Genomic DNA, 21,512 nt, shown 5'->3' with positions numbered 1-21,512 from the left:
ATTGGGCGGCGTTTTTTTTGCTACTTTTGGCAACCGGGGCACCAATAAAACGGCCGTGACGACAGTTGGGTTCTGACAATCATCGCGCCGCAGCGCTCGCAAGGCTCACCGCTGCGGTGGAAAACCTTAAAGCTGAACAGTGCGCCATGATGGCGATTCTCATCCACCTGCCCGCGCGTCTGGTAAGACAGGCGAGGCACCGCCAGCAGAGCCTGCGCCAGCCGCTGCAGCGTTTCCGGTATCAGGTCCTGTGGCCGGTGCTGTGGCGCCAGTTCCGCCTGCCAGAGAATTTCGGCGCGCAGGTAGTTGCCCAACCCGGCAAGAAACCCCTGGTCGAGCAGCATGCCCCCCAATTGTCGGCGGCGAAACGCCGGCGACAGCAGCCGTTGTGCCACCATTGTCACCGTCAGCGACATATCCAGCACATCGGGACCAATGCGTTGCAAAAACGGATGTTGTTCAATCTCTTCGCGCGGGCCCAGGGTGATCTCCGAGGCGCTGTACAATAAAATCGCCTGCTGCGCCGTTTCCAGCCGCACGCGCAAATCACGCTTGGTATCCGGCGATTCTCCCGCTTTTGCCACTTTCCACACGCCATACAGCTGGTTGTGGCTGTACATCGTCAGCCCGTTAGAAAAGTGGGTCAGCAGCGCCTTGCCGCGTGGCTCGATAGCAATGATACGTTCACCGATTAACCGATCGCGGTAATGTTTAAGCTGGGGAAAAGCGAAGCCCACTTCCGTCAGCGGCTGGTCGATCACCGCCGCAGCCAGCGCATCCGCCGCCCGGCGAATTTCCGGTCCTTCCGGCATATTGCAACTCCTGAATTAGCCGGGCCTCCGCAGCGAGAGGCCCATAGAAAACACGATTAATGCGTCGCGCCGCCAACCACTTTCAGATCGTGCTCCACCTGCAACGCGATGGAGATAGCCAACTCCAGAGCGAACAGCACCGTCTGCGACGCCATGCTGGGTGCGCCAGGGTGGGCGGCAGCCTGCTCCGGCAGATAAGGGATATGAATAAACCCGCCCTTAATCTCTTGCTGGCCGTTTAACCGGTGCAACAGGCCGTACATCACGTGGTTGCAGACATAGGTCCCGGCGGTTTGCGATACCGAAGCGGGTATGCCGGCTTCACGCATCGAGTTGACCATCGCCTTTATCGGCAAGGTGCTGAAATAGGCCGCCGGCCCGGCTTCAAGGATCGGTTCGTCGATCGGCTGCCGGCCCTGATTATCAGGAATGCGCGCATCATCGACGTTGATCGCTACCCGCTCTATAGTGATATCGGTGCGTCCTCCGGCCTGGCCGATGGCCAGTACCATCACCGGCTTTACCTCATCAATCGCCGCGTTCAGCACCTCAAGCGCTACGCCAAACACGCAGGGCAGCTGGCGCGCAATGATGCGCGTGCCAACAAATTCCCTGTCGTTCAGTTGCTTTACCACTTCCCACGAAGGATTAACGCGTTCTCCGCCAAAGGGCTCAAAGCCCGTAATCAATACCTTTTGCATGGGTTCTCCTACAAAAACATCAGGAAATAAAGCAGGAACACGTTCACCAACAGCAACAGCGCCCCGGTCGGCACCTGCGCCTTGATCACCGCATTCTTGTCCGGCAATTCCAGCAACGCCGCCGGCACAATATTAAAGTTAGCAGCCATTGGCGTCATCAGCGTGCCGCAATAACCGGAAAACATGCCGATTGCCGCCATGACCGCCGGATTACCGCCGTGTTGCAGTACCAGGATCGGGATGCCGATACCGGCAGTGACGATCGGGAAGGCGGCGAAAGCGTTGCCCATCACCATGGTCAGCAGAGCCATGCCGATGGCGTAAACCGCCACGGCGATAAAGCGATTGTCGACCGCCAGGTATTCCTGGGTCAGATGGGAAATCGCGGTGCCGACGCCGGCAGCAGTGAACAGCAGCCCCAGCGTGGCCAGAATCTGCGGCAAAATAAACGCCCAGCCGACCGAATCCAACAGACGACGCGCTTCCTGTATCGGCTGCGAAAGGGTTTCACGAGTCATTCGCACCGCAATAATGCCGCCCAGCACCACACCCAGCGCCATCGAGAACAGCGTAATCAACGTGGCGTGATTGCCGCTGCCGAACACCGCCTGCTGCAGAGCCGGAATATTGTTGAACAGCAACACGCCGGCCACCGTCACCACCGGAATAGCCAGCGCAGGAATAAACAGCCGGTTCCCCAACCGTTTGGCACTTTCTTCACGCTGCTGCGGAGTACGTTGATGGTAGCTGCCAAGCCGCATCCCGCCGAAACCGGCGATCAATGCCATCACTATCACCACTACGCCGACGATGATATGCAGCATGCGTTTCTCATTGCTGCCCTCGCCCAACACGTCACCCAGCAGGCTGTAGGTCCAGTCGCCGACCAAAAAGACCAGGCCATACAGCGCCCAAAACAGCCCGGTGGTGATGCGGCGCGGGTTGGCGCGATCGCGGAACGACATCACCGCCACGATCAACAACACCGCGCCGGCCAGCCAGTAGAGATATTGTTGTTGGAAATTCATTGGGCATCTCCTTTGGCCCGCAGCGCCGCCTGGTTAAGCTGCGCCAGCTCGGCGCTGAGTTGTTTGTCCATCCGGTAAAGCCGGAATGCATGGATCAGGAAAGCGAAAATGGCGGTCGGGATACCCCATAAAGCGATATGCAACGGCTCGGTCTGGATACCGCCTGACTCCAGCATAAAGTTATGCATGAAGATGATCGCACCAAAGGCCACGAAGATGTCCTCGCCAAAGAACAGCCCGACGTTATCGGTGGCGGCGGACATGGCACGCAGGCGATGCCGCGTGCGTTCCGGCAACTCGCCGTAGCGATTTTCGGTTGCCCCTTCCGCCATCGGCGCCAGCAGCGGACGCACCATTTGCGGGTGGCCCCCCAGGCTGGTCAGCCCCATGGCGGCGGTGATTTCACGCACAAACAGATAGACGATCAACAACCGCCCTGCGGTGGCGCTCTTGATCTTGGCGATCCACGCCTGCGCGCGTTCTTTCAACCCGTGGCGTTCCAACAGACCTATTACCGCCAGCGGCAACAGCAGGATCAGCGGCAGATTCCGGGTATTGAGGAAGCCTTCACCCAGTTTTTCCAGAATGACGTCCAGCGGCATCAACGCCGCCAGCCCGGTGATAATGCCGGCGGCAATCACCACCAGCACTGGGTTGAAACGCAAAACAAATCCAACCACGATGGCGACAATGCCAATCAATGGCCAGAGATTAATGGCCGGTTCCATAATCGTCCCTCGATAGTTTCCAATCGTTTTTTATGAGTGATGTTGTGTACTGCTATTAATCTGCGCTGACGCTAATGCCCTCTTCGGCGAAACGTTCGCGCAGCGTGCGGGCGAAACTCAACGCATGTTCACCGTCGCCATGCAGACAGACGGTTTCCGCCTGCACCGCCGCCCAGGTGCCGCCCTGCGTGCGCACCCGATGATGGCGCACCATTTCCAGCGTTTGCGCCAGCGCCAGTTCGTCGCTGGTGATCAGCGCACCCGGCTGACCGCGCGGCACCAGCGTGCCGTCGGCCTGATAACCGCGATCGGCGAACACTTCCTGCCGCGTCGCCAACCCCAGTTTCTCTCCGGCGCGGATAAGCTCGCTGCCCGCCAACCCCACCAACCGCAGAGCAGGATCGACCGCCTTCACCGCCCGGGCGATGGCCTCCGCCAAAGCCGGTTCAACCGCAGCCTGGTTGTACAACATGCCGTGCGGCTTCACATGCACCATCACCCCGCCTTCGGCACGGGCCATCGCCGCCACCGCGCCCAGTTGATACACCACCTGCGCATACACCGTTTCAGGCGGCAGTTGCATGCGGGTACGGCCAAAGTTCTCGCGATCGGGGAAACTGGGGTGCGCGCCTATAGCCACGCCATATTGCAGCGCCCAACGGACCGACTGACGCAGGGTTTGTGCATCGCCTGCGTGAAAACCGCAGGCAATATTGGCCGAACTGACCAGTTGCAACAGCGCCTCGTCGTTGGCACAGCCTTCGCCGAGATCGGCGTTCAGATCAACGCGCATCTAACCCCCAGGCAATTTGTTGGATAAAGCGATCCTGCTCGGCCTTGGCACGTTGCGCCTCCGCCAGGGTACAGGGAACAAAGTGGATAGCCTCGCCCAGACGGATCTGCGCCAAATGGTAGAGATCGGCCTCGATCACGCAGGCAATGCGCGGGTAACCGCCGGTAGTTTGCGCGTCGGCCATCAGCACGATCGGCTGGCCGTTATGCGGCACCTGCACCACGCCCGGCAGCAGGCCGTGCGACAGCATTTCGCGGTCGGTGGTGCGGCCCAGCGCATTGCTGCCGTGCAGGCGATATCCCATGCGGTTACTCTGCGGGCTGAGCTGCCAGGAGGTACGCCAAAAAGCCTCCTGTGCTTCGGGACTGAACTCGGCATACTCCGGTCCCGGCAAGGCGCGGATGCGATTATTGAACAACAGTTGCTTAACGCCACAGCTGTTTTGCGGCACGGAAACCGGCTTGCCCAACGGCAGGCTGTCGCCGTCTTTCAGGTTGCGCCCTTCCAGCCCGCCAAAGGCAGCTTTGATATCGGTGCTGCGCGAGCCAAGCATTTCGGGCACGGTGATGCCGCCGGAAATCGCCAAATAGCTGCGCATGCCGCGTTTAGGCATGTTCATGACCAGCTGCTGGCCCGCTTTAACCGGGTAACGCCAGCCGGTCCACAGCGGTTTTTCGTCCAGTTTTGCATCGCAACCGGCCCCGGTCAGAGCGATCCACCCTGACTGGGTGAATTCGGCGCTGAATTGGCCAAGGGTGATTTCCAGCCCGGCATCACCTGGTGAATTCCCCACCAGCAGGTTGGCGATTTTCAACGCCGGCAGGTCAAGCGCACCGCCCTGGCTAACGCCCAGATGGCGGAAACCGTGACGGCCCGCATCCTGTACCGTGGTGTAAATGCCCGCACGCAGGATCTTCAACATACGCCCTCCTTCTGCGGCACGAAGCGCACGTTATCGCCGGGGCGCAGCAGCGTCGGCGGCATGTCATAAGGGTTGAATAACGACAGCGGCGTGCGGCCAATCAACTGCCAGCCCCCCGGCGTGACCAGCGGATAAATGCCGGTCTGGCTGCCGCCGATGCCAATGGAGCCAGCTGCCACCGCCAGACGCGGTTCGGCGCGACGCGGCGTCGCCAATTTTTCCGACATGCCGCCCATGTAAGAAAAGCCCGGCTGAAAGCCAAGGAAATAAACCACATAGGCCGCCGAAGAATGGCATTCCACCACCTGCTGCGGCGTCATGCCGGTGTGGTGCGCCACCGCGTCCAGATCAGGCCCATATTCGCCGCCGTAGATCACCGGAATCTCCACCTGGCGCGATGGCGGCATCAGGCTTTCCTCGCTGTCCCAGCCCTGCTGCAGCTGCGCCAACATCGCTTCGGCATCGGCCTGTGGCGTATTGAGCAACAGCGTAAGATTGTTCATTCCCGGCACTACTTCAAGCACATCGGGATGATGATTAAATATTTCGGCCAGCGCCCAGATCCGCTGCTGGCTCGGCAGCGTCATCGGCGGCGACAGTTCAAGCACTACGGCTCTTTCACCCAACAGGTAATAACGCGCTCGTTGTCGTTGCACCTGATTCTCCTTAATTACCGCGATGAAAAACACACCAGTTATGCGTGACGCAGCCCCGGCTGTCAATAGAACGCAACCATTGAAAAAATAAGGAATTAAGGCGCAAAAAGGATCCAGCCGGCGCGCAGGCCGGGCCAGATCCCGAGGAAGAATCAGGCGGGGTTCGGGATATCGATAAAGGTCACGTTAAAACCATGATGCTGCGCCAGCCATTCCCCCAGCGCCTTCACACCGCCGCGCTCGGTGGCGTGGTGACCGGCAGCGAAGAAGTGAACGCCCATTTCCCGTGCGGTGTGGATGGTTTGTTCCGATACCTCACCGCTGATAAAGGCGTCCACACCGAAACGCGCCGCGCTATCGATGAAACCCTGGCCGCCGCCGGTACACCAGGCCACGCGACGAATGTGCGCCGGCGCGTTATCGCCACAGTGCAGCACTGCACGGCCCAGTCGGCTCTCAATGCGCTGCTGCAACTCAGCGCCGGTCAGCGGTTGTTCAAACTCGCCGTGCGGCACCAGCGGTTCCACTTCACCGATAACGCGAATGCCAAGCAGATGCGCCAGTTGCGCGTTGTTGCCCAGCACCGGGTGGGCATCCAGCGGCAGATGATAACCGTACAGGTTGATGTCATTGGTCAGCAGCGTTTTCAGCCGATTGCGTTTCATGCCGCGCACCGCCGGCGCTTCGTTTTTCCAGAAATACCCGTGATGCACCAGTATGGCATCCGCCTGCTGCTCCACCGCCGCATCCAGCAGCGCCTGACAGGCGGTCACGCCGGTGACGATACGTTTTACGTGCGACCGCCCTTCTACCTGCAGGCCATTCGGCGCATAGTCCTGAAACGCGGCGCTGTTCAGTTCGCTGTTGATCAGATTTTCCAGATCGAGGTTACGCATAATCTTCTCTCTTCAATTCAAAATGTTTGCCGGTCGCCCTGTGTCATCAGGATAAACTTCACGCCCAGATCGTTGCCCTGATCCAGCTGCTGCTTAATGGTAGCGCGCACGTCTTCGCCCTGCTTCAGGCTGGGTTTGATATGGCTGATCACTACCGGAAAATCCTTCAGCGAGCCTTCGCCGCCGCTGTACTGAGCCAGACTTTTCAGCTCTTTCAACAGCCACGCCGGCGTCAGGTGGCCGTACAGGTTTTTATCTTCAACGCCATTGGGGTAAGAGGTTTCAATAATCATCCCCTTCAGCTTTTTCTGTTCAATTAACGGCCCCAGCGCGCGCCAGGCGGTATCCAGATGGCGCGACTGCTCGAGCACATCCGGCCCGGTGTCGCCGAAATAGGCGAAGGATCCGCTGCGATCGGACACCAGCAGCATCGAGGAGGAATAACGATCGTGGCTGAGCGGATACATCACGCCGCTCAGGCCGGTGACGCCCAGGGTAAAGCGCTGCTGCGGCCGCACCGTTTGCAACCGATAGGTGCCCAGCCGCGATCCGTTACCGGCGTCGGTGAAGTTTGGCCAAGCCTTCCAGTTAAAGTAATGATTGCGCAAGGTCAGGATGGTATCGGCCTGGGCATAAATATTTTTCTTGCCGTCCTCCGGCGAACCGATAATCAGCCCGGCCACATGGTCCAGATGGCCATGGCTGATAAAGTAACCGCCGATCAGTTGCCGGAACACGTAACCCTGAGGGGTATAAGGCGCCGCCAGTTCGGGGGTCACCTGCGGAAAACTGCCTTTTTCCAGCCCTTTGGCAATGCCCGGCAACAGTGAACCGGCATCGAGCGCCAGGTACTGCGGCTGGTTGTCGCTGCGGATCAGATAGGATGTCAGATTGCCGTCGCTGACGCCGCCGTCAACGCCAAGTGCTACCACGTCAAAGCCGGCCAGCGCCAGGGCTGAATAGCCGCTCAGGCATAGGGCCAGCACCTTGTTCATCATTCTTTCGCTCCTTGCTGTTGCCTTAATATTCCCCCCGCTTGGCCGCTTCAAAGGCCGCCAGCGTCTCCAGCCGGGCCTGCTTGTGATCGACAATCGGCAAAGGATAATCCAGCGTGCGTTGCTGTTTTTCCGCCCAGAGATGGGGCTGATGAAGAGCATTGTCCGGTACATCCGCCAACTCGGGCAACCATTTACGGATAAAAGTGCCTTGCGGATCAAAACGTTCGCCCTGGGTGGTCGGATTAAAGATGCGGAAATACGGCGCGGCGTCGGTGCCGGTTGAAGCCGCCCACTGCCAGCCGCCGTTATTCGCCGCCAGATCGCCGTCCAACAGCTGCGACATGAAATAGCGTTCGCCGGCGCGCCAGTCGATCAGCAGATCTTTCACCAAAAAACTGGCGCTGATCATGCGTAACCTATTGTGCATCCAGCCGGTTTTATTCAGCTGGCGCATGGCGGCATCAACGATCGGGTAGCCGGTCGCACCTTTCTGCCAGGCCAGCAACAGTGCGTCGTTATTCCTCCAGCGTACCCTATCCGTCCACTCGATAAAGGGACGGTGCCTGCATAACGCAGGATAGGCCACCATCAGATGCCGATAAAATTCGCGCCAGATCAATTCGTTCAGCCAGCCAAAAGCGCCGCTGTCGCTGTTTTCCAGTACCTGCGGGCATTCGGCGCGCAGGCGGTTAAAGCATTGGCGCGGCGACAGTACGCCAATCGCCAGATACGGCGACAGGCTGCTGGTACCGGCAATAGCGGGAAAGTCGCGTTGTTGCAGGTAATCCTGCACTTGCTCGCGGCAGAAAGCGCGCAGCCGCTGCAGCGCCACGTCTTCCCCGGCGGGAAAATCTGCACCCGCCTCAACCTGCGGATAATCGAACGCCGCCGGCGCAACTGACACCGGCAACGCGCCGCCTTCACGACGTTTGGGCGCCGGCAAGGAACGGACGTCGGATTCGGTCAGCCGTTGGATAAAAGCCTTACGGAATGGCGTATAAATTTTGTACATCTCTCCGCCGCCGGTTTGTACGCTGCCCGGCGGTAACAGCAGGCTGTCATCGAAGCTTTGGCAAATCACCTGCCCGGATAAACGCCGTTGCGCTTGTTGATCACGCTTTAGCTCATTGATCTCGTACTGGCGGTTATAAAACAGCGCATTCACCCGCTCTTGCGCGCAGTACGCCACCAGCCAGTCAACAGCGGCGGAAAAATCATCGCACTGATGGCAAACCAGCGGGATACCGCGATCCGCCAGCGCCTGCTGAACCTGCAGCAGGTTGGCGTGAATAAATGCCGCCTGACGCGGCGCCATCTCATGCTGCCGCCACTGTCCAGGGGTAGCGATGAACACCGCCAGCACGCGGGCGGCGGGATCGCAACAGGCGGCGTGCAGCGCTTTGTTGTCGGTTATACGCAGATCGTTACGTAGCCAGACCAGATGCGTGGCCATAAAACTCCTCGTCGGTTAGTGGCCGTAACGCAAACGCAACGCTTCGGGATAGGGTTCGAAATAACGTTGATCGGCCAGATAGCGATCCGGGTATTCGACCATGTAATGTTTGAGCAGGGTGATCGGCGCCAACAGCGGCTGCATTCCCTGGCGATAACGATCGATCAGTTGCGCCAACTCCTGCCGCTGAGCCGAACTGAGCTGGCGGCGGAAATACCCCTGCACGTGCATCAGCACATTGGTGTGATTGCGGCGCGTAGCCTTGTGCGCCAACAGCCTCATCAGGCGGCTGCGGTATTCAATGGCGAATGCCTCCAGCGACGCCCACTTTTCGATACCGGCGACAAAACGGCCCAGTTCGCGGTATTCCGGCTGCGAATGCGCCAGCAGCGAAAGCTTATAACGGCTGTGGAAAGCGATCAGCCCGCCACGGGTCAACCCCTTGCGCCACAACATATTCAGTTCATACAGCGCGTAAACCCGCTCGACAAAGTTTTCCCGCAGGGTGGCATCATTCAGCCGCCCGTCTTCTTCTACCGGCAGCCAGGGCATCTGGCGCAGCAGTTCGGCCGTGAATAGCCCGACACCGTTTTTGCGCGACTCTTTTCCGTTTTCGCTGTAAACCCGCACTCGCTCCATACCGCAGCTCGGCGATTTGGCGCAAACGATATAGCCGCAGAGATGCCCCAGTTCCGCGACGCGTTGCTCGGAGAATCGCTGCATTTTGTCGGTCACGTCGACGCTGTCGTCGTTGCTGAAGCGCATCGCCGGCGACGGATGTTGTTGTTTGCTCAACCGCAGTGCCGGGCGTGGGGTGGGCAAACCGATCGCCATTTCCGGGCACACCGATTCAAAACGCACATAGGGCGCCAGTTGCTCCACCGCAAAGGCCAGGCGTTTATGGCCGCCATCAAAACGCACCGCGTCGCCCAACAGGCAGGCGCTGATCCCGACCGGAATTTTGTCACTCATGATTTGCTCCTACAATCCTGGACAATGCTAAAAGTGTAGAGGAATTCACGCAGGGAAACGACAGTTAGCTGCGTAATGGGCAGGCTGCGCCCATAAAAAAACCCCCGCCGCGAGGCGAGGGTTTCAGGGGACGCTGGCTGCGATCAGTAGAAATCGCAGGACGCCAGTTCCGCCTGTTGCAGCCAGACCGGCTTATCGCTGGTTTTAGACCAGACGCGGTGCAGATAGCTGTAAAAACGTGCCCGGTCGCTGCGGAACAGCATAACCGGTAAAGCCAAAGTCCCTGCCAGGATCACTGCGCTGCGGCGCAGGAGAATCCGATGCAATGAATAAGCGTGATAAGTAGACATGCGAACCTCCTCAAAAACGCCCGGCCGTTGATTTTCTGAAAACAGCGCTGGCGTAGACAATGTAAATGCGACAATTTGGTAACTGAGCAAAATTTTAGCGCAACTAATGAAAGTTTACTACTCATCCGACCACTAAATTGTACAAAAAATCGCAAATAAATGCGCCATCCCGTAATTTTGTTACAACAAAGTTAATGGATAACTAACCATTGGTTATATTATGGTTATTTACAGCCTGTTTACGCATACCGCTTCCCCAGGCAGCGCAGAACATAGGCTGAAACGCGCCACCCGATCACAAAGCCGCCGTTAAAAAGCCATTTTTCGCTGTAATTTCAGCCATTTTTATACTTTTTTTACACTGCCCAGCGCTATTTTTTCATCTTCTTTTTACCGCCCTCCCTACACTCGCAGTATCAAAAACTACACCTCTGGAGGTGTCCTGTGAGTATCAGCGTTATTGGTGGTGCGCTGTTGGTTCTGCTGCTGTTGGGCTATCTGGTTTATGCCCTGTTCAATGCGGAGGATTTCTGATGGCAGCTTCAGCCTTTTTACTGATTGCCAGCTTCCTGCTGGTGCTTGTGCTGCTGGCCCGGCCTTTAGGCAGCTTTTTGGCACGCCTGATCGAAGGCGAACCGCTGCCCGCCCTGCGCCAGGTGGAAGCCACCGTCTGGCGCTGCTGTGGCAATGACACCGCCGAGATGAACTGGTGGCAATACGCGCTGGCGATCCTGTGGTTCAACCTGCTTGGCCTGGTACTGCTGTTCGCACTGCTGATGGGCCAGGGCTCGCTGCCGCTTAACCCGCAGGGTTTCCCTGGGTTGTCGTGGGATCTGGCGTTCAATACCGCCGTCAGCTTTGTCACCAATACCAACTGGCAGGCTTACAGTGGCGAAAGCACCCTCAGTTACCTCAGCCAGATGGCCGGGCTGGCCGTGCAGAACTTCTTGTCCGCCGCCACCGGCATCGCAGTAGCCTTTGCGCTGATCCGTGCCTTCACCCGCCGTTCCAGCGCCACCATAGGTAACGCCTGGATCGACATTTTCCGCGTGACGCTGTACGTACTGCTGCCGATTTCGCTGCTGATCGCGCTGTTCTTCGTCAGCCAGGGCACGCTGCAAAACTTCCTGCCTTATCTGCACACCACTACGCTGGAAGGCGCGCAGCAGACGCTGCCGATGGGGCCGGTAGCCTCGCAGGAAGCGATCAAAATGCTCGGCACCAACGGCGGCGGCTTCTTTGGCGCCAACTCGGCGCATCCGTTCGAGAACCCGACCGTTCTGACAAACTTTGTACAGATGCTGGCGATCTTCCTGATCCCGTGCGCACTGTGCTTTGCCTTCGGTCAGGTTGCCGGTGAGAACCGTCAGGGACACGCGCTGATCTGGGCGATGGCGCTGATCTTCGTGGTGGCGGTGGTCGTGGTGATGTTCGCCGAATTGGCCGGTAACCCGCATCTGAGCGCGCTGGGCGCCGACAGCAACATCAATATGGAAGGTAAGGAGTCTCGCTTTGGCATTCTCGCCACCAGCCTGTTCTCGGTGGTGACCACCGCAGCCTCCTGCGGCGCGGTCAACGCGATGCACGACTCCTTCACCGCGTTGGGCGGCATGGTGCCGATGTGGCTGATGCAGATTGGCGAGGTGGTATTCGGCGGCGTGGGCTCCGGCCTGTACGGCATGCTGCTGTTCGTGCTGCTGACGGTGTTTATCGCCGGGCTGATGATCGGCCGCACGCCGGAGTACCTGGGCAAAAAGATCGACGTCTATGACATGAAAATGACCGCGCTGGCGATTCTGGTCACGCCGACCCTGGTGTTGCTGGGCACGGCGCTGGCCATCGCCACCGACGCAGGCCGCGCCGGCATCCTTAACCCAGGCGCGCATGGCTTCAGCGAAGTGCTGTATGCCCTGTCTTCCGCCGCCAACAACAACGGCAGCGCCTTTGCCGGCTTGAGCGTCAACACGCCGTTCTACAACCTGCTGCTGGCATGCGCCATGTTCGTCGGCCGCTTCGGGGTCATCCTGCCGGTGCTGGCCATTGCCGGTTCGCTGTGCGCGAAAAAACGTCAGCCTGCGGGCAACGGCACCCTGCCGACCTACGGACCGCTGTTTATCGGCTTGCTGATCGGCACCGTGCTGCTGGTGGGCGCATTAACCTTCGTACCGGCGTTGGCGCTGGGACCGGTGGCCGAGCACCTGCAGCTCTGGTTGGCAAACTAACAGACGTCATAGAGAGAGAATAAAGAAATGACTCGCAAACAACGCGCACTGTTTGAACCGGCATTGGTCCGTACCGCGCTGATCGATGCGGTGAAAAAATTGGATCCGCGCACCCAATGGCGTAACCCGGTGATGTTCGTGGTGTATATCGGCAGCATTTTGACTACCGTCATCTGGCTGGCGATCCTGGCCAAACAGACCGACGGCAGCGCCGCCTTTACCGGCAGTATCGCCCTGTGGCTGTGGTTCACCGTGCTGTTCGCCAACTTTGCCGAAGCCTTGGCCGAGGGGCGCAGCAAAGCGCAGGCAGAAAGCCTGAGGGGCACCAAGAAAACCAGTTGGGCGAAGAAATTGGCCGCGCCGCGCCGTGACGGCGCCACCGAGAAAGTGTCCGCCGAAAGCCTGCGCAAGGGTGACGTGGTGCTGGTAGAAGCCGGCGATACCATCCCTTGTGACGGTGAAGTGCTGGAAGGCGGCGCTTCGGTAGATGAAAGCGCCATTACCGGTGAGTCTGCGCCGGTGATCCGCGAATCCGGCGGCGACTTCTCGTCGGTGACCGGCGGCACCCGCGTGCTGTCCGACTGGCTGGTGGTGCAGTGCAGCGTCAACCCGGGCGAAACCTTCCTCGATCGGATGATCGCCATGGTGGAAGGCGCCAAGCGGCGTAAAACCCCGAACGAGGTGGCACTGACCATTCTGCTGGTGGCGCTGACCATCGTGTTCGTGCTGGCGACCGCTACGCTGTTTCCGTTCTCGCAATACAGCGTAGATGCCGCCAAAGGCGGGTCAGTCGTCAGCATCACCGTGCTGGTGGCGCTGCTGGTCTGTCTGATCCCAACGACTATCGGTGGCCTGCTGTCTGCCATCGGCGTGGCGGGGATGAGCCGGATGCTGGGCGCAAACGTGATCGCCACCAGCGGCCGTGCGGTGGAAGCGGCCGGCGACGTCGACGTGCTGCTGCTGGACAAAACCGGCACCATCACGCTGGGCAACCGTCAGGCCTCCGAGTTTCTGCCTGCACCTGGCGTGAAGGAACAGGAGCTGGCCGATGCGGCGCAGTTGTCTTCCCTGGCCGATGAAACGCCGGAAGGCCGCAGCATTGTGGTGCTGGCCAAACAGCGCTTTAACCTGCGCGAGCGCGATCTGCAAGCGCTGAACGCCACCTTCGTGCCCTTCTCCGCCCAAACGCGCATGAGCGGCGTCAACGTGCAGGACCGCATGATCCGTAAAGGGGCGGTGGATGCCATTCGCCGCCATGTGGAATCCAATCAGGGCCACTTCCCGCAGGCGGTGGACGAACTGGTGGCTAGCGTAGCGCGTACCGGCGGTACGCCGCTGGTGGTGGCCGAAGGGCCGCGGGTGCTGGGCGTGGTGGCACTGAAGGATATCGTCAAGGGCGGCATTAAAGAGCGCTTCGCCGAGCTGCGTAAAATGGGCATCAAAACGGTGATGATCACCGGCGATAACCCCTTGACCGCTGCGGCGATCGCCGCCGAGGCCGGGGTGGATGACTTCCTGTCGGAAGCCACGCCGGAAGCCAAACTGGCCTTAATCCGCCAGTACCAGGCGGAAGGCCGGCTGGTGGCGATGACCGGCGACGGCACCAACGATGCCCCGGCGCTGGCGCAGGCCGACGTGGCGGTGGCGATGAACTCGGGCACCCAGGCCGCCAAAGAGGCAGGCAACATGGTCGATCTGGACTCCAACCCGACCAAACTGATTGAAGTGGTGCATATCGGTAAACAGATGCTGATGACGCGCGGTTCGCTGACCACCTTCAGTATCGCCAACGACGTGGCGAAGTATTTCGCCATTATCCCGGCGGCGTTCGCGGCAACCTACCCGCAGTTGAACGCGCTGAATGTGATGCACCTGCACTCCCCCGCTTCCGCCATTATGTCGGCGGTCATTTTCAACGCTCTGGTGATCGTGTTCCTGATCCCGCTGGCGCTGAAAGGGGTGAGCTATAAGCCAATGAGCGCCGCAGCGCTGCTGCGCCGCAACCTGTGGATGTACGGTGTGGGTGGCTTACTGGTGCCCTTTGTCGGCATCAAGCTGATCGATCTGGTCCTGGTCGCCTTGCATATCGCCGGTTAAGAATTAAGAGGAAATGAACATGTCATATTTACGTCCTTCGCTGGTGATGCTGATTCTGCTGACGTTGATTACCGGCATTGCCTACCCGCTGTTGACCACCGGGCTGTCGCAGTTGCTGTTTTCCGGCGCGGCCAACGGCTCGCTGTTGTATCAGGGCGACAAGGTGGTGGGGTCGGCACTGATCGGCCAAAACTTTACCAAACCGGAGTATTTCTGGGGTCGCCCTTCAGCCACCGGTGATTCAGCCTATAATGCCATGGCGTCCGCCGGCAGCAATCTGGCCGCCACCAACCCGGCGCTGGATAAAGCCATCGCCGAACGTGCGGTGCAGTTGCGTCAGGCCAATCCGGCGGCGAAAGGCCCGATCCCGGTCGATCTGCTGACCGCCTCCGCCAGCGGGCTGGATCCACAGATTTCCATCGCTGCGGCACAATATCAACTGGCCAGGGTTGCCGCAGCGCGCCAGCTGCCGCAGGAGCAGATCGCCAAGCTGATTGACGAAAGCACCGATCAGGCAACCCCCAACTTTATGGGCGAATCGGTAGTTAACGTGCTGAAACTGAACCTGGCGCTCGACGCATTGCGGTAATACGCCGCATTCAGCATAGTGAGAGGGTTCGGCTTGCCGAACCCATTTTTGCTTTGTTACGCAAGGAATTGTAATGGTCGAAGAAGAACAGCAGCGCCCCGATCCTGACAGCCTGCTCGCGGTAGCCAATGAAAAACCGCGCGGCCGGCTGAAGGTGTTCTTCGGCGCCTGTGCCGGGGTGGGTAAAACTTACGCCATGCTGCAAGAAGCGCAGCGCCTGCGCGGCCAGGGGCTGGACGTGCTGGTTGGCGTAGTCGAAACCCACGGGCGCAGCGAAACCGCCGCGCTGCTGACCGGGCTGGACATGCTGGCGAAAAAGCGTATCCAGTATCGCGGCAGGCTGGTGCAGGAGTTTGATCTCGATGCCGCGCTGGCGCGCCATCCTGCGCTGGTGCTGATGGACGAACTGGCGCACAGCAACGCCCAGGGTTCGCGTCACCCGAAACGCTGGCAGGATGTAGAAGAGTTGCTGGACGCCGGTATCGACGTGCTCACCACCGTGAACGTGCAGCATCTGGAGAGCCTGAACGACGTGGTCGGCGGCGTAACCGGGGTGCGGGTACGCGAGACCGTGCCCGATCACGTATTCGACGAAGCGACCGAAGTGGTGCTGGTCGATCTGCCGCCGGACGATCTGCGCCAGCGGCTAAATGAAGGCAAGGTGTATATCCCCGGCCAGGCCGAACGCGCCATCGAGCACTTCTTCCGCAAGGGCAACCTGATCGCCCTGCGCGAGCTGGCGCTACGCCGCACCGCCGATCGGGTCGATGACCAAATGCGCGCCTTTCGCGATACCCAGGGGCGAGAAAAAGTGTGGCACACCCGCGACAGCATTTTGCTGTGCGTCGGCCACAACAGCGGCAACGAAAAGCTGGTGCGCATCGCCGCCCGGCTGGCGGCGCGTCTGGGCTGCCACTGGCATGCGGTGTATGTGGAAACGCCGAAGCTGCACCGGCTGCCGGAAAACCAACGCCGGGCGATCCTGCGGGCATTGCGGCTGGCACAGGAACTGGGTGCCGAAACCGCCACCCTGTCCGATCCTTCCGAAGAACGTGCGGTGCTGCGCTACGCCCGCGAGCATAACCTGGGCAAAATCATTATCGGCCGGCGTGGCGAGCAGCGTTGGAAACTGCGCGGCAGCTTTGCCGATCGTCTTGGCCGCCTGGGGCCGGATCTCGATTTGGTGATCGTCGCGCTGGAGAACGACAGCTTCGCACAGCCCGGTAAAGAGCATGACAACCGTAATTTCACCGAGAAGTGGCGCATGCAATTGCGCGGCTGCGCCGTCGCCGTAGCCTTGTGCGCCCTGATTACCCTGCTCTCCCAGTGGCTGCTGCCGGGCTTTGACCAGGCTAACCTGGTGATGGTGTATCTGCTCGGCGTGGCGATCGTCGCGTTGTTCTTCGGCCGCTGGCCGTCTGTGCTGGCCGCGGTGATCAACGTCGCCAGCTTTGACCTGTTTTTCGTTCAACCCCAATGGTCGTTTGCCGTCAGCGATATGCAGTATCTGCTGACCTTCGGCGTTATGTTGATCGTCGGCATTACCATCGGCAACCTGACCGCCGGGGTGCGCTATCAGGCTCGCGTCGCCCGCTACCGCGAACAGCGAGCCCGCCACCTGTATGAGATTTCCCGCGGTCTGAGCCAGGCGCTGACCCCCGAAGATATCGCCAAAACCAGCCGCCATTTCCTCTCCAGCAGCTTCCAGGCCAAAACCGTGCTGCTGCTGCCACAAGAGGACGGCAAGCTGCAACAGATGGTCGGCGAGTCCGGAGGCTTGTTGTCGGTGGATGAAGCCATTGCCCGCTGGAGCTTTGACAAGGGGATGCCGGCCGGCGCCGGCACCGACACCCTGCCCGGTGTGCCTTATCAACTGCTGCCGTTAACCGCCTCGAAGCAGACCTTCGGCCTGTTGGCTATCGAACCCGGCAACCTGCGCCAGTTGATGGTGCCGGAGCAGCAGCGGCTGCTGCAGACCTTTGCGGTGCTGATCGCCAGCGCGCTGGAGCGGCTGCACCTGGCGCGCAGCGCCGAGGAGGCCAAGCTGGACGCCGAGCGTGAACAGCTGCGCAACTCTCTGTTGGCGGCGCTGTCCCACGATTTGCGCACCCCGCTGACGGTGCTGTTCGGCCAGGCGGAGATTTTGACGCTCGATCTGGCGGCCGAAGGCTCCAGTCACGCGCCGCAGGCCAGCCAGATCCGCCAGCAGGTGCTAAGCACCACCCGGCTGGTGAATAACCTGCTGGATATGGCGCGCATTCAGTCCGGCGGCTTTAACCTGCGGAAAGAGTGGCAATCGCTGGAGGAGATCGTCGGCGCATCGCTGCACATGCTGGAGCCGCTGCTGACCCAACACCAGATCAAGGTCGAGCTGCCGCCTGAGCTGGTGCTGGTCAATTGCGACGGCAGCCTGCTGGAACGCGTCTTCACTAACCTGTTGGAAAACGCCAATAAATACGCCGGCATCGATGCTATTATCGGCATTCGCGCCCATACTCTGCCGGAGTGGCTGGAAGTCGAAGTCTGGGACAATGGCCCCGGCATTCCCGAAGGGAAAAAACAGCTGATTTTCGATAAATTCGCCCGCGGCAATAAAGAGTCGGCAATCCCCGGCGTGGGGTTGGGGTTAGCGATTTGCCGTGCCATTATTGAAGTGCACGGCGGCCGCATCTGGGCGGAAAACGGCGCCAACGGCGGCGCCAGTTTCCGTTTTGTTCTTCCGCTGGAGAAACCGCCCGAAATTGACGGCGAATCCTTTGATCTGTAATCACCCTCTGGGAGCACTGTGAGCAGCACGCCAACCAACATTCTGATTGTCGAAGATGAAAAAGAGATCCGGCGTTTCGTGCGCATCGCATTGGAAAGCGAAGGTCTGCGGGTGTTTGAAAGCGAGACGCTACAGCGTGGGCTGATTGAAGCCGGCACGCGTAAACCGGATCTGATTATTCTCGATTTAGGGTTGCCGGACGGCGACGGGTTGAGCTATATCCGCGATCTGCGGCAGTGGAGCGCCATTCCGGTGATCGTTCTCTCGGCGCGCAATGCCGAAGAGGACAAAATCGCCGCACTGGACGCCGGGGCGGACGACTATCTCAGCAAGCCCTTTGGCATTGGCGAATTGCTGGCGCGGGTGCGGGTTGCCTTGCGCCGCCACTCCGGCAGCCAACAAGAAAGCCCGCTGGTCAGTTTTTCCGAAATCACCGTCGATCTGATCAACCGTCGGGTGCTGCGCAATGGCGAAGATCTGCACCTGACGCCAATAGAGTTTCGCCTGCTGGCCGAATTGCTGGCCAACTCCGGCAAAGTGATCACCCAACGTCAGTTGCTGAGCCACGTCTGGGGGCCGAACTACGTCGAACACAGCCACTATCTGCGCATTTATATGGGGCACCTGCGGCAAAAGCTGGAAGCCGACCCGGCCCGGCCGAAACACCTGCTGACCGAGACCGGCGTCGGGTACCGGTTTATGCCTTGAGGTTGACGGGAGCCGCATGCGGCTCCCCTACTGTTGTGGGCCCTTCTTCAACCCCATCATGAACTCCTTGAACGCCTCGCGCAGCGGTGCGAACACCGGATGCTTGCGGTTCTCGATCATCACCTCCGAAAACAGCTTCAGGCCGACGGCGAAGGCCGCACTTTTATCTTCGCCAAAATTCAGATCTTCACGCGATTTGATTCGCTCGACGATGCCGAGAATATCGTCGTGATTTTCCACTTCAAAACTCAACGGCGCTTTATCGACCGGATCGCCTTTGCGATCGTTAAGGGCTTCAACGGTGATACGGAAACGGTGGCCTGGCATCAGTCGTTCTCCTGCGTTGTCGTGTTAATGTTCATTTCACTTTCGATCGCCGTTACTGCAGTGAGCAACGCCTGATTGATACGTTCAACCTGCTGCGGCGAGAGATCGGCGCGCATTACGTTGCCGCGCAGCAAACTGCGCAGGCGGTTCATGGCTTCTGAGATACCTTCCGCCAGGTTGCCGTGATGATGATGACTGCGGCCGGCCCCGGCCAAACGGGCAAGGATCGGATCGACGGCGGCCTGGTGTTTTTGCAGTTCGCTCTGGCCCAACGCGGTGATTTGGTAGCTTTTGCGGCCGTTACCGGTGGTTATCGGCTCGAGGAAATCCTGCTCTTCCAACAGCGTCAGGGTCGGATAAATAACGCCTGGACTTGGCACGTACAAACCGGAGGAAGCCTCGTCGATCGCCTTGATCAGCTCATAGCCGTGGCTCGGCTTGCGCGCCACCAGCGCCAGCAACACCAACCGCAAATCGCCATGTTCAAACATGCGGTGACGCCCACCACGGCCGCCGCGCCCACCACGTCCGTGTTCTTCGCCGTGCTCGCCGCCAAAATGGTGGCGCCCGCCGCGACGACGATGTTCGTGCCCTTCTTCGCCGTCATGGTGGCAACCATGACGGCGGTGTAAACCTAATCGATGGAACATAGGGTTTTACCTCTCAATGAATAGTCAGTTGACGAGGTGATTTAGATATATCTAACTCACTTCGATATATCTAATCTAGATCGATATATCGAAATGTGCAACGGGTCTTTGTAAATAGATATATCTAAATTGCAGGCATAAAAAAAGCGCTGTAAAAACAGCGCTTTTCATCAGGCAGAAAAGAGATTATTTGGCGGAAGCCAGCACTTCGCTGACGATCTCTACCGCTTCATGCTCGATCTTTTCGCGGTGCTCGGCCCCCAGGAAGCTTTCGCAATAGATTTTGTAGGCTTCTTCGGTACCTGAAGGACGTGCGGCAAACCAGCCGTTGTCGGTCATCACTTTCAGGCCGCCGATGGAGGCGCCGTTGCCCGGAGCCGCCGTCAAACGAGCGGTGATCGGGTCACCCGCTAACGTGTTGGCCTTGACCATTTCCGGCGACAGCTTGGCCAATGCGGCTTTTTGCGCATGGGTAGCCGGTGCCTGAATGCGGTTATAGCTCGGTGCGCCGAAACGCTTGGCCAGATCCTCGTAATGATTCTGCGGATTTTCGCCAGTCACTGCGGTGATTTCCGCCGCCAGCAGGCACATGATGATGCCGTCTTTGTCGGTCGACCACGGGGTGCCATTGAAACGCAGGAACGAAGCCCCGGCGCTTTCTTCACCGCCAAAGCCGAAGCTGCCGTCGAACAGACCGTCGACAAACCATTTGAAACCGACCGGCACTTCCACCAGTTTGCGGCCCAGATCGGCCACTACGCGGTCAATCATCGCGCTGGAAACCAGCGTTTTACCCACGGCCACATCCGCGCCCCACTGCGGGCGATGCTGGAACAGGTAGTTGATGGCAACGGCCAGATAGTGGTTCGGGTTCATCAGGCCTTTAGGCGTGACGATGCCGTGACGATCGTAGTCCGGGTCATTGGCGAACGCCAGATCGAACTTGTCGCGCAGCGCCAGCAGGCCGGCCATCGCAGATTCCGACGAGCAGTCCATGCGGATAATGCCGTCGTGGTCCAGGTGCATAAAGCGGAAGGTCTGATCGATAGAGTCGTTGACCAGCGTCAGATCCAGCTTGTAGTGCTCGGCAATGCGCTGCCAGTAGGCAATGCCGGAGCCGCCCAGCGGATCAACCCCCAATTTCAGGCCGGCACGCTGAATGGCGGGCATGTCAACCACGTCCACCAGCCCTTCCACATAAGGTTGTACCAAATCCTGCGCGTGCAAATGACCGCTGTTCCAGGCTTTGTCCAGCGACTGGCGCTGAACGCCTTTCAGCTGTTGCGCCAGCAGCTCGTTGGCGCGCTTTTCAATCACCGAGGTCAGGTTGGTGTCGGCCGGGCCGCCGTTGGTCGGGTTATACTTGATGCCGCCGTCTTCAGGCGGGTTGTGCGAAGGGGTAATGACGATGCCGTCGGCCTGCGCCCCGCCGTTGCGGTTGTGGCACAAAATGGCATGAGATACCGCAGGGGTTGGCGTAAAGCCGTTATTTTCCTGCACGATCACATCTACGCCGTTGGCGGTCAGGACTTCCAGCACAGAAATGAAGGCCGGCTCCGACAGCGCATGGGTGTCTTTACCGACGTAACAAGGGCCGGTAACCCCTTGCTGGCGACGCACTTCGGCAATCGCCTGGGCGATAGCGAGGATATGGGCTTCATTGAAGCTGTGGCGCAGGGCGCTGCCGCGATGCCCTGAAGTACCGAACTTCACCGCGTGTGCGGCGTTGCCCGCTTCCGGCTGCAGTACATAGTACTGCGACGTCAGCTGGGCCACGTTGATCAAATCGCTTTGCTGAGCCGGCTGCCCGGCACGTGGGTTATTCGCCATCGACATATCTCCC

The 21,512-nt window shown here is 59.5% G+C and carries 21 protein-coding genes; 6 read left to right on the top strand and 15 right to left on the bottom strand.

Annotation, left to right across the window (positions count from 1 at the left end; all coding sequences use genetic code 11):
- Positions 1 to 20: 20 nt before the first annotated feature.
- From nei to ACTJJ1_RS15580, 12 genes are all read right to left on the bottom strand, one after another.
- A complete protein-coding gene (gene nei / locus ACTJJ1_RS15635) occupies positions 21 to 812 on the bottom strand; it encodes an endonuclease VIII (protein ID WP_440834376.1) in 792 nt (263 codons plus the stop codon).
- 56 nt (positions 813 to 868) lie between these two features.
- On the bottom strand, positions 869 to 1,513 hold the full coding sequence (pcp, locus tag ACTJJ1_RS15630) for a pyroglutamyl-peptidase I (protein ID WP_004949741.1): 645 nt from the start codon (positions 1,511 to 1,513) through the stop codon (positions 869 to 871).
- A gap of 8 nt (positions 1,514 to 1,521) precedes the next feature.
- The gene (locus ACTJJ1_RS15625; RefSeq protein WP_004949739.1) at positions 1,522 to 2,541 is read right to left on the bottom strand and encodes a DUF979 domain-containing protein; all 1,020 of its coding nucleotides are present in this window, start codon (positions 2,539 to 2,541) and stop codon (positions 1,522 to 1,524) included.
- A complete protein-coding gene (locus ACTJJ1_RS15620; RefSeq protein WP_004949737.1) occupies positions 2,538 to 3,269 on the bottom strand; it encodes a DUF969 domain-containing protein in 732 nt (243 codons plus the stop codon). The genes ACTJJ1_RS15625 and ACTJJ1_RS15620 overlap by 4 nt, the downstream gene beginning before the upstream one ends.
- Positions 3,270 to 3,324: 55 nt before the next feature.
- Complete coding sequence (gene pxpA, locus ACTJJ1_RS15615; protein WP_020453729.1) at positions 3,325 to 4,062, bottom strand: 5-oxoprolinase subunit PxpA; 738 nt, start codon at positions 4,060 to 4,062, stop codon at positions 3,325 to 3,327.
- Positions 4,052 to 4,984: a 5-oxoprolinase subunit PxpC gene (gene pxpC / locus ACTJJ1_RS15610; protein WP_440834373.1), complete on the bottom strand. Its 933-nt coding sequence runs from the start codon at positions 4,982 to 4,984 to the stop codon at positions 4,052 to 4,054. Before pxpC ends, pxpA begins: the two co-directional genes overlap by 11 nt.
- Positions 4,978 to 5,640 carry a 5-oxoprolinase subunit PxpB gene (gene pxpB, locus ACTJJ1_RS15605; RefSeq protein WP_440834371.1) on the bottom strand — a complete coding sequence of 221 codons (663 nt, stop codon included), beginning with the start codon at positions 5,638 to 5,640 and terminating at the stop codon, positions 4,978 to 4,980. The genes pxpC and pxpB overlap by 7 nt, the downstream gene beginning before the upstream one ends.
- Positions 5,641 to 5,792: 152 nt before the next feature.
- On the bottom strand, positions 5,793 to 6,536 hold the full coding sequence (locus tag ACTJJ1_RS15600; RefSeq protein ID WP_004949728.1) for a type 2 GTP cyclohydrolase I: 744 nt from the start codon (positions 6,534 to 6,536) through the stop codon (positions 5,793 to 5,795).
- A gap of 17 nt (positions 6,537 to 6,553) precedes the next feature.
- A complete protein-coding gene (locus ACTJJ1_RS15595; protein WP_440834369.1) occupies positions 6,554 to 7,534 on the bottom strand; it encodes an MBL fold metallo-hydrolase in 981 nt (326 codons plus the stop codon).
- A gap of 22 nt (positions 7,535 to 7,556) precedes the next feature.
- Entirely contained in the window at positions 7,557 to 8,987 is a 1,431-nt protein-coding gene (gene phrB / locus ACTJJ1_RS15590) for a deoxyribodipyrimidine photo-lyase (protein ID WP_440834367.1), read from the bottom strand.
- Between the two features lie 15 nt (positions 8,988 to 9,002).
- A complete protein-coding gene (locus ACTJJ1_RS15585; RefSeq protein WP_440834365.1) occupies positions 9,003 to 9,959 on the bottom strand; it encodes a YbgA family protein in 957 nt (318 codons plus the stop codon).
- A gap of 143 nt (positions 9,960 to 10,102) precedes the next feature.
- Complete coding sequence (locus ACTJJ1_RS15580; RefSeq protein ID WP_004949720.1) at positions 10,103 to 10,309, bottom strand: YbfA family protein; 207 nt, start codon at positions 10,307 to 10,309, stop codon at positions 10,103 to 10,105.
- A gap of 444 nt (positions 10,310 to 10,753) precedes the next feature.
- Here ACTJJ1_RS15580 and ACTJJ1_RS15575 point away from each other — a divergent pair, with 444 nt between their 5' ends.
- From ACTJJ1_RS15575 to kdpE, 6 genes are all read left to right on the top strand, one after another.
- Positions 10,754 to 10,843 (top strand): K(+)-transporting ATPase subunit F, encoded by a 90-nt coding sequence (locus ACTJJ1_RS15575; RefSeq protein WP_004949718.1) that lies wholly within the window; start codon positions 10,754 to 10,756, stop codon positions 10,841 to 10,843.
- Positions 10,843 to 12,531, top strand: a complete 1,689-nt coding sequence (gene kdpA / locus ACTJJ1_RS15570) for a potassium-transporting ATPase subunit KdpA (RefSeq protein WP_004949716.1) — start codon at positions 10,843 to 10,845, stop codon at positions 12,529 to 12,531. The genes ACTJJ1_RS15575 and kdpA overlap by 1 nt, the downstream gene beginning before the upstream one ends.
- Positions 12,532 to 12,558: 27 nt before the next feature.
- On the top strand, positions 12,559 to 14,628 hold the full coding sequence (gene kdpB, locus ACTJJ1_RS15565; protein WP_004949714.1) for a potassium-transporting ATPase subunit KdpB: 2,070 nt from the start codon (positions 12,559 to 12,561) through the stop codon (positions 14,626 to 14,628).
- 19 nt (positions 14,629 to 14,647) lie between these two features.
- Entirely contained in the window at positions 14,648 to 15,217 is a 570-nt protein-coding gene (gene kdpC / locus ACTJJ1_RS15560; protein WP_004949712.1) for a potassium-transporting ATPase subunit KdpC, read from the top strand.
- Between the two features lie 73 nt (positions 15,218 to 15,290).
- A complete protein-coding gene (gene kdpD, locus ACTJJ1_RS15555) occupies positions 15,291 to 17,984 on the top strand; it encodes a two-component system sensor histidine kinase KdpD (protein ID WP_122289278.1) in 2,694 nt (897 codons plus the stop codon).
- Positions 17,985 to 18,002: 18 nt separating this feature from the next.
- Positions 18,003 to 18,692, top strand: a complete 690-nt coding sequence (gene kdpE / locus ACTJJ1_RS15550) for a two-component system response regulator KdpE (protein WP_004949708.1) — start codon at positions 18,003 to 18,005, stop codon at positions 18,690 to 18,692.
- Between the two features lie 27 nt (positions 18,693 to 18,719).
- Here kdpE and ACTJJ1_RS15545 read toward each other — a convergent pair whose 3' ends face one another.
- The 3 genes from ACTJJ1_RS15545 to pgm all read right to left on the bottom strand — a co-directional run bounded on the left by ACTJJ1_RS15545 (position 18,720) and on the right by pgm (position 21,499).
- Positions 18,720 to 19,019 carry a DUF3861 domain-containing protein gene (locus tag ACTJJ1_RS15545; RefSeq protein ID WP_004949705.1) on the bottom strand — a complete coding sequence of 100 codons (300 nt, stop codon included), beginning with the start codon at positions 19,017 to 19,019 and terminating at the stop codon, positions 18,720 to 18,722.
- Positions 19,019 to 19,669 carry a PadR family transcriptional regulator gene (locus ACTJJ1_RS15540; protein WP_440834360.1) on the bottom strand — a complete coding sequence of 217 codons (651 nt, stop codon included), beginning with the start codon at positions 19,667 to 19,669 and terminating at the stop codon, positions 19,019 to 19,021. Before ACTJJ1_RS15540 ends, ACTJJ1_RS15545 begins: the two co-directional genes overlap by 1 nt.
- Positions 19,670 to 19,855: 186 nt before the next feature.
- A complete protein-coding gene (gene pgm / locus ACTJJ1_RS15535) occupies positions 19,856 to 21,499 on the bottom strand; it encodes a phosphoglucomutase (alpha-D-glucose-1,6-bisphosphate-dependent) (protein WP_006319960.1) in 1,644 nt (547 codons plus the stop codon).
- Between the last annotated feature and the right edge of the window lie 13 nt (positions 21,500 to 21,512).

The sequence above is a fragment of the Serratia sp. 22264 genome, from assembly GCF_052045345.1.
Lineage (GTDB): Bacteria > Pseudomonadota > Gammaproteobacteria > Enterobacterales > Enterobacteriaceae > Serratia > Serratia plymuthica.
Note: the sequence above shows the minus strand (reverse complement) of the source record. Positions and strands in the feature narration are given on the sequence as shown.

What these genes read in the sequence shown, in the direction of transcription:
- nei (WP_440834376.1), bottom strand. Translation starts at nt 812, where the DNA reads ATGCCGGAAGGACCGGAAATTCGCCGGGCGGCGGATGCGCTGGCTGCG.
- pcp (WP_004949741.1), bottom strand. Translation starts at nt 1,513, where the DNA reads ATGCAAAAGGTATTGATTACGGGCTTTGAGCCCTTTGGCGGAGAACGC.
- ACTJJ1_RS15625 (WP_004949739.1), bottom strand. Translation starts at nt 2,541, where the DNA reads ATGAATTTCCAACAACAATATCTCTACTGGCTGGCCGGCGCGGTGTTG.
- ACTJJ1_RS15620 (WP_004949737.1), bottom strand. Translation starts at nt 3,269, where the DNA reads ATGGAACCGGCCATTAATCTCTGGCCATTGATTGGCATTGTCGCCATC.
- pxpA (WP_020453729.1), bottom strand. Translation starts at nt 4,062, where the DNA reads ATGCGCGTTGATCTGAACGCCGATCTCGGCGAAGGCTGTGCCAACGAC.
- pxpC (WP_440834373.1), bottom strand. Translation starts at nt 4,984, where the DNA reads ATGTTGAAGATCCTGCGTGCGGGCATTTACACCACGGTACAGGATGCG.
- ACTJJ1_RS15600 (WP_004949728.1), bottom strand. Translation starts at nt 6,536, where the DNA reads ATGCGTAACCTCGATCTGGAAAATCTGATCAACAGCGAACTGAACAGC.
- ACTJJ1_RS15595 (WP_440834369.1), bottom strand. Translation starts at nt 7,534, where the DNA reads ATGATGAACAAGGTGCTGGCCCTATGCCTGAGCGGCTATTCAGCCCTG.
- phrB (WP_440834367.1), bottom strand. Translation starts at nt 8,987, where the DNA reads ATGGCCACGCATCTGGTCTGGCTACGTAACGATCTGCGTATAACCGAC.
- ACTJJ1_RS15585 (WP_440834365.1), bottom strand. Translation starts at nt 9,959, where the DNA reads ATGAGTGACAAAATTCCGGTCGGGATCAGCGCCTGCCTGTTGGGCGAC.
- ACTJJ1_RS15580 (WP_004949720.1), bottom strand. Translation starts at nt 10,309, where the DNA reads ATGTCTACTTATCACGCTTATTCATTGCATCGGATTCTCCTGCGCCGC.
- kdpA (WP_004949716.1), top strand. Translation starts at nt 10,843, where the DNA reads ATGGCAGCTTCAGCCTTTTTACTGATTGCCAGCTTCCTGCTGGTGCTT.
- kdpB (WP_004949714.1), top strand. Translation starts at nt 12,559, where the DNA reads ATGACTCGCAAACAACGCGCACTGTTTGAACCGGCATTGGTCCGTACC.
- kdpC (WP_004949712.1), top strand. Translation starts at nt 14,648, where the DNA reads ATGTCATATTTACGTCCTTCGCTGGTGATGCTGATTCTGCTGACGTTG.
- kdpD (WP_122289278.1), top strand. Translation starts at nt 15,291, where the DNA reads ATGGTCGAAGAAGAACAGCAGCGCCCCGATCCTGACAGCCTGCTCGCG.
- ACTJJ1_RS15545 (WP_004949705.1), bottom strand. Translation starts at nt 19,019, where the DNA reads ATGCCAGGCCACCGTTTCCGTATCACCGTTGAAGCCCTTAACGATCGC.
- ACTJJ1_RS15540 (WP_440834360.1), bottom strand. Translation starts at nt 19,669, where the DNA reads ATGTTCCATCGATTAGGTTTACACCGCCGTCATGGTTGCCACCATGAC.
- pgm (WP_006319960.1), bottom strand. Translation starts at nt 21,499, where the DNA reads ATGGCGAATAACCCACGTGCCGGGCAGCCGGCTCAGCAAAGCGATTTG.